This is a genomic window from Mesorhizobium sp. P170090 (genome assembly GCF_057786115.1).
Map to the genome: position 1 here is coordinate 4,118,015 of NZ_JBYNWH010000001.1, position 13,656 is coordinate 4,131,670.

The 13,656-nt window shown below is 62.7% G+C and carries 19 protein-coding genes; 16 read left to right on the top strand and 3 right to left on the bottom strand.

Translation table 11 applies throughout. The features are described 5' to 3' along the window. The first annotated feature begins 79 nt into the window (after positions 1-79). Positions 80-667, top strand: a complete 588-nt coding sequence (locus AC3EML_RS19925) for a hypothetical protein (RefSeq protein ID WP_023724363.1) — start codon at positions 80-82, stop codon at positions 665-667. Further along, positions 667-1,008, top strand: coding sequence for a DUF6105 family protein (locus AC3EML_RS19930; protein WP_023806088.1), 342 nt, complete (start codon positions 667-669; stop codon positions 1,006-1,008). The genes AC3EML_RS19925 and AC3EML_RS19930 overlap by 1 nt, the downstream gene beginning before the upstream one ends. On the opposite strand, the gene ruvX is transcribed toward AC3EML_RS19930, so the two are convergent. Then, complete coding sequence (gene ruvX, locus AC3EML_RS19935) at positions 926-1,432, bottom strand: Holliday junction resolvase RuvX (protein WP_023806089.1); 507 nt, start codon at positions 1,430-1,432, stop codon at positions 926-928. The genes AC3EML_RS19930 and ruvX overlap by 83 nt on opposite strands. A 163-nt stretch (positions 1,433-1,595) precedes the next feature. Between ruvX and AC3EML_RS19940 the strand changes: the two genes are divergently transcribed. From AC3EML_RS19940 to AC3EML_RS19970, 7 genes are all read left to right on the top strand, one after another. Next, positions 1,596-2,303 carry a metal-dependent hydrolase gene (locus AC3EML_RS19940; protein WP_023684673.1) on the top strand — a complete coding sequence of 236 codons (708 nt, stop codon included), beginning with the start codon at positions 1,596-1,598 and terminating at the stop codon, positions 2,301-2,303. Between the two features lie 44 nt (positions 2,304-2,347). Next, positions 2,348-2,764 (top strand): hypothetical protein, encoded by a 417-nt coding sequence (locus AC3EML_RS19945; RefSeq protein WP_023806090.1) that lies wholly within the window; start codon positions 2,348-2,350, stop codon positions 2,762-2,764. 110 nt (positions 2,765-2,874) lie between these two features. Continuing rightward, entirely contained in the window at positions 2,875-3,162 is a 288-nt protein-coding gene (gene gatC / locus AC3EML_RS19950; RefSeq protein WP_023670999.1) for an Asp-tRNA(Asn)/Glu-tRNA(Gln) amidotransferase subunit GatC, read from the top strand. 7 nt (positions 3,163-3,169) lie between these two features. Further along, positions 3,170-3,625: a GNAT family N-acetyltransferase gene (locus AC3EML_RS19955; RefSeq protein WP_023671000.1), complete on the top strand. Its 456-nt coding sequence runs from the start codon at positions 3,170-3,172 to the stop codon at positions 3,623-3,625. Next, positions 3,625-5,190, top strand: a complete 1,566-nt coding sequence (locus tag AC3EML_RS19960; RefSeq protein ID WP_488505296.1) for an amidase — start codon at positions 3,625-3,627, stop codon at positions 5,188-5,190. The genes AC3EML_RS19955 and AC3EML_RS19960 overlap by 1 nt, the downstream gene beginning before the upstream one ends. Position 5,191: 1 nt before the next feature. Then, a complete protein-coding gene (locus AC3EML_RS19965) occupies positions 5,192-5,722 on the top strand; it encodes a hypothetical protein (RefSeq protein WP_488505297.1) in 531 nt (176 codons plus the stop codon). Between the two features lie 7 nt (positions 5,723-5,729). Further along, a complete protein-coding gene (locus tag AC3EML_RS19970) occupies positions 5,730-6,527 on the top strand; it encodes a YdcF family protein (protein WP_352520304.1) in 798 nt (265 codons plus the stop codon). Here the strand turns inward: AC3EML_RS19970 and AC3EML_RS19975 are convergent. Next, positions 6,476-7,219, bottom strand: coding sequence for a DUF599 domain-containing protein (locus AC3EML_RS19975; RefSeq protein ID WP_023671004.1), 744 nt, complete (start codon positions 7,217-7,219; stop codon positions 6,476-6,478). The genes AC3EML_RS19970 and AC3EML_RS19975 overlap by 52 nt on opposite strands. 272 nt (positions 7,220-7,491) lie before the next feature. On the opposite strand from AC3EML_RS19975, the gene AC3EML_RS19980 reads away from it, so the two are divergent. The 4 genes from AC3EML_RS19980 (at position 7,492) to AC3EML_RS19995 (ending at position 10,938) form a co-directional block, all read left to right on the top strand. Next, positions 7,492-8,895, top strand: a complete 1,404-nt coding sequence (locus AC3EML_RS19980; protein WP_023730130.1) for an L-serine ammonia-lyase — start codon at positions 7,492-7,494, stop codon at positions 8,893-8,895. 78 nt (positions 8,896-8,973) lie between these two features. After that, positions 8,974-9,411 carry a DUF1489 family protein gene (locus AC3EML_RS19985; protein ID WP_352520305.1) on the top strand — a complete coding sequence of 146 codons (438 nt, stop codon included), beginning with the start codon at positions 8,974-8,976 and terminating at the stop codon, positions 9,409-9,411. Positions 9,412-9,514: 103 nt separating this feature from the next. Further along, a complete protein-coding gene (locus AC3EML_RS19990; RefSeq protein WP_352520306.1) occupies positions 9,515-10,240 on the top strand; it encodes a VWA domain-containing protein in 726 nt (241 codons plus the stop codon). Continuing rightward, positions 10,240-10,938: a DnaJ domain-containing protein gene (locus tag AC3EML_RS19995; protein WP_352520307.1), complete on the top strand. Its 699-nt coding sequence runs from the start codon at positions 10,240-10,242 to the stop codon at positions 10,936-10,938. The genes AC3EML_RS19990 and AC3EML_RS19995 overlap by 1 nt, the downstream gene beginning before the upstream one ends. A gap of 46 nt (positions 10,939-10,984) precedes the next feature. Here the strand turns inward: AC3EML_RS19995 and AC3EML_RS20000 are convergent, their stop codons facing one another. After that, positions 10,985-12,379, bottom strand: a complete 1,395-nt coding sequence (locus AC3EML_RS20000) for an SPOR domain-containing protein (RefSeq protein WP_488505298.1) — start codon at positions 12,377-12,379, stop codon at positions 10,985-10,987. 68 nt (positions 12,380-12,447) lie between these two features. Here AC3EML_RS20000 and AC3EML_RS20005 point away from each other — a divergent pair, with 68 nt between their 5' ends. From AC3EML_RS20005 to clpS, 3 genes are all read left to right on the top strand, one after another. Beyond that, positions 12,448-12,723, top strand: coding sequence for a hypothetical protein (locus AC3EML_RS20005; protein WP_156951444.1), 276 nt, complete (start codon positions 12,448-12,450; stop codon positions 12,721-12,723). Then, positions 12,720-13,049, top strand: coding sequence for a phasin family protein (locus AC3EML_RS20010; protein WP_023671011.1), 330 nt, complete (start codon positions 12,720-12,722; stop codon positions 13,047-13,049). Before AC3EML_RS20005 ends, AC3EML_RS20010 begins: the two co-directional genes overlap by 4 nt. A 277-nt stretch (positions 13,050-13,326) precedes the next feature. Further along, complete coding sequence (clpS, locus tag AC3EML_RS20015) at positions 13,327-13,653, top strand: ATP-dependent Clp protease adapter ClpS (protein WP_023671012.1); 327 nt, start codon at positions 13,327-13,329, stop codon at positions 13,651-13,653. The last annotated feature ends 3 nt before the right edge of the window (positions 13,654-13,656 follow it).

Genomic DNA, 13,656 nt, shown 5'->3' on the forward strand with positions numbered 1-13,656 from the left:
CCGTTAACCTTAACGAATGGTTTCCGTTGCAGCCGCAGGCCGCAGACCCCACTGTCTTTGTCACCAAAGCAGGAATGCCATGCGGCACATTTTGACGTCCTTTCTGGCCTTGCACTGGGCGCTGGTTTTCGCCCTGCTGGCGTTCATCTGTGTCGATGGAAACCGCGGCGTTGCGGGCGCTCTGGGCGTGCTCGGCGTCGTCGTGGAAAACACTCGTCTGGCCGATCTCGACAATGCTGCCGTCGTGGCGCCGCTGGCCATCGCCTTGCTGGTCGTGGCGGTGCTGTTTTGCTGGGTCTTCGTCGAGAGCCTGGTTAACGCCGCAGCGAGCCCGGACGGAGCCGACAGTGTGGCGCGGACCGCCTTCATTTCGGCATCCGCGGTGTTGTCGCTCATCCTGGTCGGCGGCGCGGCGCGAGGCATCAACGGCCTGTTTTTGGTTGTCGCCGTGCAATTGGCGGCACTTCTGGCCTCCTATGTCGCCATGCTGGCCGAGCGGAGGTCGGTCTTCGCCGTCATGGTTTCGCGGGAGGCAGAGAGTCGCGCCACCGCACATGCCATGGCCAAGGGTGCCGCGCACGGCTCCTTGCTGTCGCGCATTTCCGGCCGTCCGGACATTGGTCCCAGCGGTCCCAGAGGCGGCTCCAGCCGCAGGGACGGTCACTGATGCGCACGCTGTTCGCATTGTGGGCCGCGCCACTCGCTCTGTTCTGGGGCTGGTTCTTCCTGTCGCTCAACGACATCAATTTCGGCTACGTCATGCTCAGCCGGCAGCTGCATGATTTCGTGTTCCAGCTCTACGGGCAGATGCTGGGCATCGATCCGGCGATCATTCCGGGCATGGTGGCAAGGGCCTGCGTCTTTGACGGCTTCCTGCTGATGGCATTGTGGGCGTTTCGCCGCCGCCGCAACATCATGGCCTGGGTCAGGCGGCAGGCGGGGAATCCGGTTGCGTCCGATCGCGTGGGTCAAGCGACTGGAGCCGGTCCAGAACTCCCTGCAGAATAAAGGCCGCAGCCGCCGAATCGATCTTGCCGGCGCGCTTTCGGCGCGAGAAATCCATCTCGATCAGCGTCCGCTCCGCCGCCACCGTCGACAGCCGCTCGTCCCACAGCACGAAGGGCAGTTCGGTTATGCCTGCCATGTTGCGCACGAAGGCGCGCGACTTCTGGGCGCGGGGACCTTCCGAACCGTCCATGTTGATGGGAAGACCGAGTACAAACGCACCGACATTGTCCTTCTGCAGCTGCGCGAGCAGCGCTGCCGCATCCAGCGAAAACTTTTTGCGCAGGATGACCGGGCGCGGATGGGCGAAGGACAAGCCGCGGTCGGAAACGGCGACACCGATCGTCTTGTCGCCGAGGTCGAGCCCGGCCAGCGTCCTGCCGCCTTCCAGCCGTGCCGGCAGATCCTCGATTGCTATGATGCCCAACGGCTTTCCCCACCAGCGTTACCGTGACCCAGTCTATCGCGACCCAGACTTGCCGTCACAAAGAGCGCGACACGTTCTTTTGAACCGCGAGCACACTATGTCACTTTAATTTTGCTGCCGGCGTTCTATCTTCCGGCGCAACCAAAATCGAGGAACACGATCGATGAAATTGACCTGGTACGGACATTCCGCCTTCCGCGTCGAGACATCAGGCGCGACCATCCTGATCGACCCCTATCTCGTCGGCAACCCATCATGGACGAGCGGCTGGGAGGGGCCGGCGGAAGGCGTCACCCATGTGCTTCTGACCCACGGCCACAGTGACCATGTCAGCGGCGCGGTGGAGGTGCTGAAGAAGAGCGGCGCCCAGCTGGTCGCCAATTACGAGATCTGCATGTACCTGGTCGGCAAGGGCGTCGACGGCAAGAAGATCAATCCCGGCAATCATGGCGGCACCGTCGATTGCGGTGCCTTCACCACCACATTCGTGCAGGCACTGCATTCCTCGTCGTTTGGGCTCGATGGCGGCCAGAACGTCTACCTCGGCAATCCCAACGGGCTGGTCCTGCATTTCCCGGAGGACAAGACGCTCTACCATATGGGCGACACCGACATCTTCTCCGATATGGCGCTGATCGAGGAATTGCATGAGCCGAAGATCGGCCTCGTGCCGGTCGGCGACCGCTTCACCATGGGCGGCGCGGTGGCGGCCCTGGCCTGCCGGCGCTTCTTCCACTTCGACACCGTCGTGCCATGCCACTTCGGCACCTTCCCGATCATCGACGCGACGGCGGAGAAGTTCGTGGCCGGCCTCGAAGGATCAGGTGTCGACGTAGCCTTGCCAGCCATCGGCCAAACGATCACACTATAGAGCGATCGTTGAAACGATCCCTTGTCGCAAAGGGGAATTAAACCATGGGTTTGAGAGAGACTCTTTGCGTTTCGATGCTGGTCGCTGCGTCGCCCGCATCCGCCGCCGAGGACTTCATCAAGGGCGTTTACCTTCAGACCCAGGAGCTTTGCGCGCAAGCCAAAAAGGACACGCTGCAGACGCTGATCGACACCGGCAATGTCATCTTGTCGGCGGACGGCCTGCAAAGCGTCGAGTATAATTGCGAGTTCGTCCAGGTCGCCAAGGCGACGCGCTCGCCGAGCTGGGCGGTCACTGCCATCTGCCAGGAGCCGGGCTTTCTCTTTCCCGATATACTGTCGATCACGCAGATGAACGCGACCCAAATCGACATCGTCTCGGTGCGCCCGACCGCCGACGAAGGCGAGCAGGCCGGCAATGGCGGCAGCTATTATCTGTGCGAGGGTGTATCGCTGCCCTAGGCTGAAATGCCGCCCTGGCATGAACGGGCTCTATCCCCAAGCACGATCGATGTTGCGCGGCACGCGCCACGCCGCTATAGCGCCATCTGGTTTTCCCAAAGGCTAAAGACATGTCCGTTGATCTGCAAACTGTGAAGCGCGTCGCGCGTCTCGCCCGCATTGCGGTGAGCGAGGAGGATGCCGAGCGCATGACCGGCGAGCTGAACGCCATTCTGGGCTTTGTCGAGCAGCTGAACGAGGTTGATGTCTCCGGCGTCGAGCCGATGACATCGGTGACGCCGATGGAGATGAAGAAGCGCCAAGACATCGTCACCGACGGCAACAAGGCCGCCGATATCGTCGCCAATGCGCCGGCCACTGACGAGAATTTCTTCCTCGTGCCGAAGGTCGTGGAGTAGGCGGCCGATGGCAATCGAGATCGCGATCGAAACGCCGCTGCAGGACGATGTCCGCGCTTTGGTCGAGGAGCTCAACGCGGCTCTGCTCGAACTGACGCCGCCGGAGCATTGCTACCATCTGACGGTCGAGCAGATGGCTGGCGACGACACCACCGTCTTTATCGCCCGCGACGACGGGCAAGCCATCGGCTGCGGCGCGCTGAAGCGCCATGATGCCCGCGTCGGTGAGGTCAAGCGTATGTACACGCGGCCTTCGCATCGGGGCAGGAAGATCGGCGCCAAGATCGTCGAACATGTCGAAACGCTAGCGCGCAGCGAAGGGCTGAAGCGTCTGGTGCTGGAAACCGGCGACCGCCATCCCGCCGCCTGGACCGTCTATGAACGCGCCGGCTTCTCGCGCTGCGGGCCGGTGCTGGATTATCCCGATTCCGAGTGGTCGGTGTTTTACGAAAAGAGCCTTTGATGAGCGAACTGACCCATCTGACAATTTCGCAGGCGCGCGCCAAGCTGCGCGCCAAGGAGATTTCTGCCGTCGAAATCACCGAGGCCTATCTCGGTGCCATCGAGCGCGCCAATCCGGTGCTCAATGCCTACATCGTCGTCACCGGCGACAAGGCGCGCGATATGGCCAAAGCTTCCGACGCCAGGCTCGCCAAGGGCGAGGGCGGTGCGCTGGAGGGCATCCCGCTCGGCATCAAGGATCTGTTCGGGACCGAAGGTGTCCACACCCAGGCCTGCAGCCATGTGCTCGACGGCTTCAAGCCGCGCTACGAATTGACCGTCACCGCCAATTTGTGGGCAGACGGCGCCGTCATGCTGGGCAAGCTTAACATGGACGAGTTCGCCATGGGCTCGTCCAACGAGACCTCCTATTACGGCCCTGTCGTCAATCCGTGGCGGCGTTCGCGCCTCGACACGGTGGTGATGCCGACCACGCATCAGGGCGATGGCGGTTTCGTTTCGGCCGGCGGCACCAAGACCGCGCGCACGCTGGACAATGCCCAACTGGTGCCGGGGGGCTCGTCGGGGGGCTCGGCTTCCGCCGTCTCGGCTTTCCTGTGCGCCGGCGCCACCGCCACCGACACCGGCGGCTCGATCCGCCAGCCAGCCGCATTCACCGGCACCGTCGGCATCAAGCCGACCTATGGCCGCTGCTCGCGCTGGGGCATCGTCGCCTTCGCTTCGTCGCTCGATCAGGCCGGCCCGATCGCCCGGGACGTACGCGATGCCGCGATCATGCTGAAGTCCATGGCCTCGGTCGACCCCAAGGACACCACTTCCGTCGACCGGCCGGTGCCGGATTACGAGGCGGCGATCGGCAAACCGATCAGGGGCATGAAGGTCGGCATTCCCCGGGAATACCGCGTCGACGGCATGCCGGAAGAGATCGAGGCGCTGTGGCAGAAGGGCATTGCCTGGCTCAGGGATGCCGGCGCCGAGATCGTCGACATCTCGCTGCCGCACACCAAATACGCTTTGCCGGCTTATTATATCGTTGCGCCCGCCGAAGCGTCATCCAATCTGGCGCGCTATGACGGCGTCCGCTACGGCCTGCGCGTGCCGGGCCAGGACATTGTCGACATGTACGAAAAGACCCGAGCCGCCGGGTTCGGTCGGGAGGTCAAGCGTCGCATCATGATCGGCACCTATGTGCTGTCGGCAGGCTATTACGATGCCTACTATCTGCAGGCGCAGAAGGTGCGCAATTTGATCAAGCGCGACTTCGAGACGGTTTTTGCCGACGGCGTCGACGTCATCCTGACGCCGGCGACGCCGTCGGCCGCCTTCGGCATCGCCGACGAGGACATGGCCGCCGATCCGGTGAAAATGTACCTCAACGACATTTTCACGGTGACCGTGAACATGGCCGGACTGCCGGGCATTGCCGTGCCTGCCGGCCTCGATGCCAAGGGCCTGCCGCTCGGTCTGCAGCTGATTGGCCGTCCCTTCGACGAGGAAACCCTGTTCCAGACAGCCGCCGTCATCGAGCAGGCGGCGGGAACCTTCCAGCCGGAGAAGTGGTGGTAGCATGCCGCCTCCGTCTCGCATTTCCATCGTCGAGACGGGAAACGAACTGCTGATCATGAACCCGCCACGCACCTCGGATTTCAGGACCGTCTTTGTCGTGATCGGGGCCGCGATCGTCGCCTACACCGGCTACATGGGATTGACGGATATGTCGTCCGCAACGCTCACCAGCGGCACGCTCGGCCTGCTGTCCTTCGTGGCGGTCATTGCCCTCTTCACCTATTTCCTGGGCAAGGATTTCATCTGGCGGGTGTTCGGCAGGGAAACCCTGCGGCTGACCGACACCGCAGCCGTGCGCTCAGTGAGGGGTTCTTTGCGAAATCGGTGGTCACTGCCTTTGAAAGGGCATCTTAGGGTCGAAATCCTCGACCACACCTATCCCACGGACGAAGTGGGACTGTCGGAAGTCATCAGCTTGACCAACGCGAACGGCGTCCTTGTTTTCGGCAGGGAGTTAAGCCGCCTCGAAGCGGAAGCGGTAGCGAGTGCGGTCGAGCACTTCATCGGCCGTCACAATTTGAGCTGGAGATAGGCAGGCAATGTTCTTCTATCTCTCCAAGATATTCTGGTTCTTCGTCCAACCACTCAACCTGGCGATCTTCCTGCTGCTTGCCGGCTTGCTCGCGGCGCTGATCGGCCGCCGGCGATTGGCGGCGACGGGCAGTGTGTTCGCCTTCCTGATTCTGGCGCTGTCGGCCTGGACGTCGCTTGGCGCCATGATGCTCAATCCGCTCGAAGAGCGCTTCCCAAAGCCGCCGCTGCCGCGGAAGGTCGACGGCATTGTCGTGCTCGGCGGCGGCTTCGAGGGCGCCATCAACTTGGCGCGCGGCGGCTATGAGCTGAATTCCGGCGGCGACCGCATGGTGGAGGCGGCGATCCTTGCCCGGCGCTTTCCCGAGGCGAAAGTGGTTATCTCGGGCGGCACCGGTGAACTGTTCATCGATGGCGAGGGGGATGCGGCCACCGCGCCGCGGCTGCTCGGTGCGCTTGGCGTCGACGCCGATCGCCTGATGCTCGAGAGCAAATCCCGCAACACCTATGAGAATGCGGTCTTCACCAAGGAACTGGTAACACCGAAACCGGGCGAGACCTGGCTGCTTGTCACCTCCGCCTTCCACATGCCGCGCGCCAAGGCGCTGTTCGACAAGGCCGGCTTTCAGACGGTCCCGTGGCCGGTCGACTATCGCACCTCGGGCAAGGAAGGCTTTGGCCTGTTTCGCGACAACGCACCCGATTCGCTGCAGACCACCACCATTGCGATCCGCGAATGGATCGGCCTCGCCGCCTATTGGCTATCGGGCCGGATCGACCAGCTTTTCCCCGGCCCGGGCGGCTGACCGATCACCGCTTGTCGCGCCGCTGAAAAGAACTGGCGCCGCACCAGCACCGCCAGAAGCAGCAGCGTCGACAGCACGAACACGATCGGGTCGACGAACCAGCCGAGATAGCCGATCGAGAAGAACACCGCGCGCAGGCCTGAATTGAAATGCTTGCCGGCCAGCATGTTCATGCGCGCCGCGCGCCACACCGCCGTTTCGCTGACCGGGTTGCGTGACGCCTCGCCATAGGGGATCGGCACCGCGCCGATCAGGATCGTGCAGTAGTTGAAGAGACGGTAGGCCCAGCCGAACTTGAAGAAGGCGAAGGCCAGGATCAGCACCAGGCCAAAGACCTTGATCTGAAAGGCGGAGCGCGATGAGGTCGCGTTCAACGGCAGGTCGTTCAGCACGGCAAGGACCTGATCCGAGGCGCCAAGCAGCGCGAAACAGCCACCGAGCGCAATCAGCGAACTGGAGGCGAAAAAGGCGGTGCCTTGCTGCAGGCCGCTCATGATGGCGGTGTCGACGATGCGGATTTCGCGCTCGGCCATGGTGCGCATCCAGGCCTCGCGCTGCACGTTCATGGCCATCGTCAACGACACCCGGCTGACCAGTCTGCCGTCGGACGCCAGCGTATGCAGCAACCATGCGAGCAGGAAAAAAGCCAGCGCCGCCAGATCAGCCGTCGACAGATGGAAGGAATCGCCCATGCCCCCTTTTACCACAGGCAAAGCGGTCAGTTCGATGCTCCAAAGCATGTCGCCCAGAAGTGAGCTGCGGTTCTGGGACAACCACATGCATTAAAACAAGAACTTAAAGCGCGTCGCATGAATCCGTTTCAGCGCGACGCGCTTTCAGCCGGGGATGTCGCTGCCGGAGCAAACAAGGTCGGCAGGTGCAGCGCCGCAATCCGCAAAACAGCACAAACATCATGGAAAGTCCTATATGTAGGTCTTGATCCCATTCCCGGAGACGGCGCAGCGTGTTTCTTTCGGTTTTCGACTTGTTCAAGATCGGCATCGGACCGTCGAGTTCGCACACGATGGGACCGATGACAGCGGCGCGGCGGTTTCTCGACGAGATCGCCGGCGATGACTGGCCGCGCCCGGCCGGCGTCAAGGTCGATCGCATTGGCGCCAGCCTGCACGGCTCGCTCGCCTATACCGGTATCGGCCATGGCTCGGATCGCGCCGTTGTCCTCGGACTTGCTGGCCTGACACCGCAGACGGTCGATCCCGATCAGGCCGAGGGAATCGCCACGCGCATCGCCGCTGAGAAGCGGATATCGCCACGCGGCCATCCCTCCTATCGCTTCGATCCGGCGACGGATCTGGTGCTCGACCGCAAGACGCCGCTCACCGGCCACGCCAACGGCATGGCCTTCTACGCTTACGATGCCGGCGACCGGCTGCTGCTCAAGCGCATCTACTATTCCATCGGCGGCGGCTTCGTGGTGTCCGAGGAAGAGCTGCAGCGGATGAAGGTGAAGGGCTCGGTGACCACAGAAGGCAAGAAGGTGCCCTATCCCTTCAAGAATGCCGTCGAGATGCTGAAGATGGCAGGCAAAAGCGGCCTGTCTATCGCCGACATGAAGCGCATCAATGAAGAGACGCATATGTCGCGCGAGGAGCTCGACAGCGGCCTTGATGCGATCTGGGGCGCCATGAAGGGCTGCATCGACCGCGGCCTGTCGCAGGACGGCATCATGCCGGGCGGGCTGAAAGTGCGCCGTCGTGCCCGCATGCTGCACGACAAGCTGCAGGAGCAATGGCAGCAGAACAAGCCCAACCCTTTGCTGGCCAATGACTGGCTGTCGATCTACGCCATGGCGGTGAACGAAGAGAACGCCGCCGGTGGACGCGTCGTCACCGCGCCGACCAATGGCGCGGCCGGCACATTGCCGGCGGTGCTGCGTTACTGGCTGCATTTCCACCCCGAGGCCGACCAGCCGAGCATCCGCGACTTCCTGCTCACGGCCGCCGCCGTCGGCGGCATCATCAAGACCAATGCCTCGATCTCCGGCGCCGAGGTCGGCTGCCAGGGCGAGGTCGGTTCGGCCTCGGCGATGGCTGCCGCGGGTCTCTGCGCCGTCATGGGCGGCACGCCCGAGCAGGTCGAGAACGCCGCCGAAATCGCGCTCGAACATCATCTCGGCATGACTTGCGATCCAGTCGGCGGTCTGGTCCAGGTGCCTTGCATCGAGCGCAACGCGCTCGGCGCCGTCAAGGCGGTCACCGCCGCCTCTCTGGCGATCAAAGGCGACGGCGTCCATTTCGTGCCGCTCGACGCCGCGATCGAAACAATGCGCCAGACGGGCCTCGACATGAACGAGAAGTACAAGGAAACCAGCCTTGGTGGGCTCGCCGTCAATGTCGTGGAATGCTGACCGTGCAACGCCACTGGCACTGTGGAGAAGTCGGGCAGGGCCGTTGACGCAATCGCGCGCCGGACTAAACCTTAAGCGATGGCACTCAATCTCCTAAAACTGTGCGTCGGTTGCGACAGCGTCGAGGACCTCGAAGAATGGATCGCCTTCCGCCTCGATGAGCGCCGCCGCGCCGGCGAACCCGCCGAGCACTGGCACACCACCCGCATGGTGCCGACGCGCGGCGCCGAGGTCACCGATGGCGGTTCGCTTTATTGGGTGATCAAGGGCAGCGTGCAATGCCGCCAGCTGCTCACTGATATCAGGCCCTTCACCGACGACGAAGGCATCGGCCGTTGCCGCCTGATGCTCGACCTCGACGTCGTGCGCACCGACTGGCAGCCGCGCCGCGCCTTCCAGGGCTGGCGTTATCTCAAACCTTCGGATGCGCCCGCAGATATCGGCAAGGGCAAGGCCGGAATGGTCGAGATGCCGCCGAAACTGAAGCGCGAGCTCGCCGATCTGGGCTTGCTGTAGAGCCAAGGGCGCGGCCGCTTCTCCCAGAGCGTCGAGCGCTGGCCCTTCATCTTGTCCAAGGCTGGACTTGCAAGGGGGCCGACAACGCCACATCTTGCTTCTTATGAGCGACAAGAAGCAGCGCGTGCCCGCAAGGGCCGATCCTGCGCCGGTCAAGCCTCAATCCAATGCCGGCGAGATCGACGCCTTTATCCGTCAGGCCCGGACGCTTGTCGCGACCGGCACGGGCCGGCTGATCCTTGCCCTCGACGCAACGATGAGCCGCCAGCCGACCTGGGATCTCGCCATCAAGCTGCAGGGCGAAATGTTCGACGCCGTCGGCAAGGCCGGCACCCTCAGTGTCCAATTGGCCTATTTTCGCGGGTTGGGCGAGTGCCGCTCGTCGGCTTTTGTCGCCGACACCAATGCCCTGAAGCAGCTGATGACGCGGATCGACTGCCGTGCCGGCCACACCCAGATCGGCAAGGTGCTGGCGCATGCGCTGAAGGAAACGGCGGCGGCCAAGGTCAACGCTCTGGTCTATATCGGCGACGCCATGGAAGAGGATATCGACGACCTGGCGCAGAAGGCCGGCAGCCTCGGTCTGCACGGCGTTCCCGTCTTCGTCTTCCAGGAAGGCCATGATCCCGGCGCAAAAAAGGCGTTCAAGGAGATTGCGCGGCTGTCCAAAGGGGCTTGGTTCCGATTTGATCGGCGGGCTGCCGCGACCTTGGCCGGGCTGCTTTCGGCGGTTGCCGTCTATGCGACCGGCGGATTGAAGGCGCTCGAGGCAAGGGACAGGCCGGGAGACCGGCTGCTGATCGAGCATCTCAGGGGCGGCGGGAATTGATGGGCGCTATCATTGCACTTGTTGCACTGTTTCTGGTGCTGCTCGGCGCGGCGACGATCTTTGTCCGCGCCGATGCGCAAAAACTGGCAAGCGGCATGCGCACGCTCGGGCCGGTGCTTCTGGCGCTGGTCGGGCTCGCCGTGCTGGTGGTCGGGCGCGAAGGCATTGCCGGCCTCATTCTGGCCGCGGCCCTTGCCTGGTACGGTTCGATGCGAATGAAGCGGCCGTCGGTCGGGCCGGCGCCCGGCAAGCGCTCGACGGTGCGGACCGCCGCACTGGAAATGGAGCTTGATCACGATACGGGCGGGCTTGAAGGCCTGGTTCTGGCCGGCCGCCATGAAGGCAAGATGCTGGGCGCGATGGGCCTGGCCGAGCTGCAGCAGCTTTACCGCGAACTCCCCGGCGACCCGGAGAGCCGCCAGCTCCTAGAGACGTATCTTGACGGCCGTTTTCCCGTCTGGCGCAAAGACGCTGAGGCGAACGGTGGCGAAGGGCTGGGTGTTGCGCCAGGTGCGGGCGCCATGACTAAGGAGGAGGCCTACAAGATCCTTGGTCTTGAAGCGGGGGCCGCCGCGGCGGATGTCCGCAAGGCGCACCGCCGCCTGATGCAGCGCCTGCACCCCGACATCGGCGGCACGTCTTTCCTGGTGGCGCGGATCAACGAAGCCAAGGACGTCTTGCTCTCCAATCACAACTAGTCTCCTTCGACGCAGTAAATTTCCGGGAGATGGTTCCGACGCCGCCCTACTGTTGGACGGCGTAGCAGGCGATTTTCTTTTTCTTCAGGGCATTGCAGGCATTCCAGGCCGCGTCCTTCGAGCGGAAGCCGCCGAACCGGGCGCGGTAATAGGTCTCGCCATCCTTTTCGAAGGCGACGGTGAAACCGGAAGCAGCCCCAAGAACTTTGGGCGCCAGCTTGGCGGTCTTGTCGAGGAAAGCCTGGGCTTCGGACTGCTTGGGCGACGACGCCACCTGCACCGCCCAACCAGCCGGCACCGAGGCCGTGTTGACCGGGTCGACCGCCTGTGGGGATACAGGCGTGGGTTCGGCATAGGCAGCCACAATCTGCGCAGTTTCGACCTTCGGCGCCGTCACGATGACGGTCTTGACCTTCCTGGTCTTGACGGCGGGGGCGGGCTCTTCGACCGCGGCCACCGTCTGTTCGTCGGCAGACTGGCCTTCAGCAGACTGCTCGTCAGCGGATGTCGGATCGTCATTGGACGCTACGGCATCGTCTTCAACGATCGGCTTGCCATCCGGCGTCGGCGCGTCATGCTTGGGCAGGAAGACCTTGGCCAGCGCCTTGACCGGATTGTCGCCTCCGGCCTTGGCGACCAGGGCGCCGCCGCCGCGGGTCGATGCGCGCGGCATGTAGGCGTTGATCAGGCCGGCCATCTGGTTGTCGCGGCTGCGCCCCGAAGTGCCGCCCATGACGACGGCGACGAGGCGGCGGTTGCCATCCGAAACCGACGAGACGAGGTTGAAGCCGGAGGCGCGGGTATAGCCGGTCTTGATGCCGTCGACGCCCTTGATGCGGCCGAGCAGGCGGTTGTGGCCATTGATGCGCTGGCGGCCGTAAAGGAAGGAGCGCTGCGAGAAATAGCCGTAATACTGCGGATAATGTTCCCTGAGCGCTATGCCAAGCATCGCCATGTCGTGGGCGGTTGTGAACTGGCCGGGATCGGGCAGGCCGTTGGCATTGCGAAACACGGTGCCGTCCATGCCGAGCGCGCGCGCCTTGGCGGTCATCATGCGGGCGAAATTGCTTTCGCTGCCGCCGAGCAGTTCGCCGAGCGCGGTCGCCGAATCATTGGCCGACTTGGTCACCATCGACAGGATGGCGGTCTCGACCGAAACCGCTCCGCCCGCCTTGACGCCGAGCTTGGTCGGCGGTTCGGCCGCCGCTTTGGCCGAGAACGGCACGGGCGTGTTCCTGCTGATCCGGCCCTTCGCCATGGCCTCGAAGGTCAGATAGAGCGTCATCATCTTGGTCAGCGACGCCGGGTAGCGCCGGCCGTTGGCATCGGACGAATAAAGCACCTTGCCGGTCTTGGCGTCGACGACGATCGCCGAAGACCTGGCGGCCATCGAGGACGCGGCATCCGCAACGACAAATGACATCGCCAAAGCGAGGATCATGATCGTTTTGAGGGAAGATGCGGATTTTGAACCGAAGACCGACAACGCCTGACGCACTGATAGTTCCTTTGAAACTCATTGCCATGGAGGCGGCAAAGGGATCCGACCTCACTTGTCGTCAAACTATCGCGGCCAGCGTTACCAATCCGTTTATGGTAACCGGCGCGTTCACCATTTTCCTCGGGCTTGAGCCTTTCTTTATTCGAATTTTAGCTGTTGCCGGCGCAGCGCGGCCTGATGCCGCTGAAATCTTGACTTTTGTGCAGCGCACAATATATTCTCGTGCATTGCACAACGGCGCTCAGGCAAGGGCGCTTCAAAACGCCAAGGGAAACGTCAAATGACCCAGACCTACGAGGACTTCTCGAAATACGGCAAGGAGTTTGCCGATACCGGATTGAAGAGCTTCACCTCGCTCTCCAAGGGCGCGCAGGCGATCGCCACTGAAGCTGGCGAATACACCAAGAAGAGCTTCGAAGCCGGCAGCGCCGCGGTCGAAAAGCTGTTCTCCGCCAAGTCGCTGGAAAAGGCGGTCGAGATCCAGTCCGACTTCGCCAAGCAGAGCTATGAGAGCTTCGTTGCCGAGGCGACCAAGTTCGGCGATCTCTATGCCGATCTCGCCAAGGAGGCTTACAAGCCCTTCGAATCGATTGTCGCCAAGGCGAAGTAATTTCGCTCGAGAATACCAGGCACGGCCTTTCGGGCTTGCAAAACAGACCCGGTCGCGGATGCGCGGCCGGGTTTTTTCATGCCGGTTTCAATTCCGGGGCTTTGGCGGTTCACGATTTTGAAAATCGCCTCGGTTTGCCCACCTAGCCATATTGTCAGCTAACAAGAAGGGCTTAAAATCGTCCATCGAACACCTACATATCGAACTCGCCATGGGGATTCGAAAGAGGCAGGATTACGTGACTTCAGGTTTGACTGCCACGACAAGCGTGGTGCGGATGCAAAGTGACGGCGACGGCAATGAGGCCGGTCGCGGCACGGCTGTCATTACGCGCACCAAGACCAAGACCAAGAAGCCCAGCCTTTACAGGGTCCTCATCCTCAACGACGACTATACGCCCATGGAGTTCGTGGTTCACGTCCTGGAGCGTTTTTTTCAAAAGGACCGCGAAGCCGCCACACGCATCATGCTTCATGTTCACAATCATGGAGTGGGCGAGTGCGGGGTCTATACATTCGAGGTGGCCGAGACCAAAGTGTCTCAGGTCATGGATTTCGCCCGACAGAATCAGCATCCGCTGCAATGCGTGATGGAGAAGAAGTGAGGT

Excerpts from the sequence above, each read along its gene's own strand:
- gatC (WP_023670999.1), top strand. The coding sequence starts at position 2,875 with ATGTCCGTTGATCTGCAAACTGTGAAGCGCGTCGCGCGTCTCGCCCGC.
- AC3EML_RS19965 (WP_488505297.1), top strand. The coding sequence starts at position 5,192 with ATGCCGCCTCCGTCTCGCATTTCCATCGTCGAGACGGGAAACGAACTG.
- clpS (WP_023671012.1), top strand. The coding sequence starts at position 13,327 with ATGCAAAGTGACGGCGACGGCAATGAGGCCGGTCGCGGCACGGCTGTC.
- AC3EML_RS19955 (WP_023671000.1), top strand. The coding sequence starts at position 3,170 with ATGGCAATCGAGATCGCGATCGAAACGCCGCTGCAGGACGATGTCCGC.
- AC3EML_RS20010 (WP_023671011.1), top strand. The coding sequence starts at position 12,720 with ATGACCCAGACCTACGAGGACTTCTCGAAATACGGCAAGGAGTTTGCC.
- AC3EML_RS19960 (WP_488505296.1), top strand. The coding sequence starts at position 3,625 with ATGAGCGAACTGACCCATCTGACAATTTCGCAGGCGCGCGCCAAGCTG.
- AC3EML_RS20000 (WP_488505298.1), bottom strand. The coding sequence starts at position 12,379 with ATGATCCTCGCTTTGGCGATGTCATTTGTCGTTGCGGATGCCGCGTCC.
- AC3EML_RS19930 (WP_023806088.1), top strand. The coding sequence starts at position 667 with ATGCGCACGCTGTTCGCATTGTGGGCCGCGCCACTCGCTCTGTTCTGG.
- AC3EML_RS19990 (WP_352520306.1), top strand. The coding sequence starts at position 9,515 with ATGAGCGACAAGAAGCAGCGCGTGCCCGCAAGGGCCGATCCTGCGCCG.
- AC3EML_RS19985 (WP_352520305.1), top strand. The coding sequence starts at position 8,974 with ATGGCACTCAATCTCCTAAAACTGTGCGTCGGTTGCGACAGCGTCGAG.
- AC3EML_RS19945 (WP_023806090.1), top strand. The coding sequence starts at position 2,348 with ATGGGTTTGAGAGAGACTCTTTGCGTTTCGATGCTGGTCGCTGCGTCG.
- AC3EML_RS19995 (WP_352520307.1), top strand. The coding sequence starts at position 10,240 with ATGGGCGCTATCATTGCACTTGTTGCACTGTTTCTGGTGCTGCTCGGC.
- AC3EML_RS19925 (WP_023724363.1), top strand. The coding sequence starts at position 80 with ATGCGGCACATTTTGACGTCCTTTCTGGCCTTGCACTGGGCGCTGGTT.
- AC3EML_RS19970 (WP_352520304.1), top strand. The coding sequence starts at position 5,730 with ATGTTCTTCTATCTCTCCAAGATATTCTGGTTCTTCGTCCAACCACTC.
- AC3EML_RS19940 (WP_023684673.1), top strand. The coding sequence starts at position 1,596 with ATGAAATTGACCTGGTACGGACATTCCGCCTTCCGCGTCGAGACATCA.
- AC3EML_RS19975 (WP_023671004.1), bottom strand. The coding sequence starts at position 7,219 with ATGGGCGATTCCTTCCATCTGTCGACGGCTGATCTGGCGGCGCTGGCT.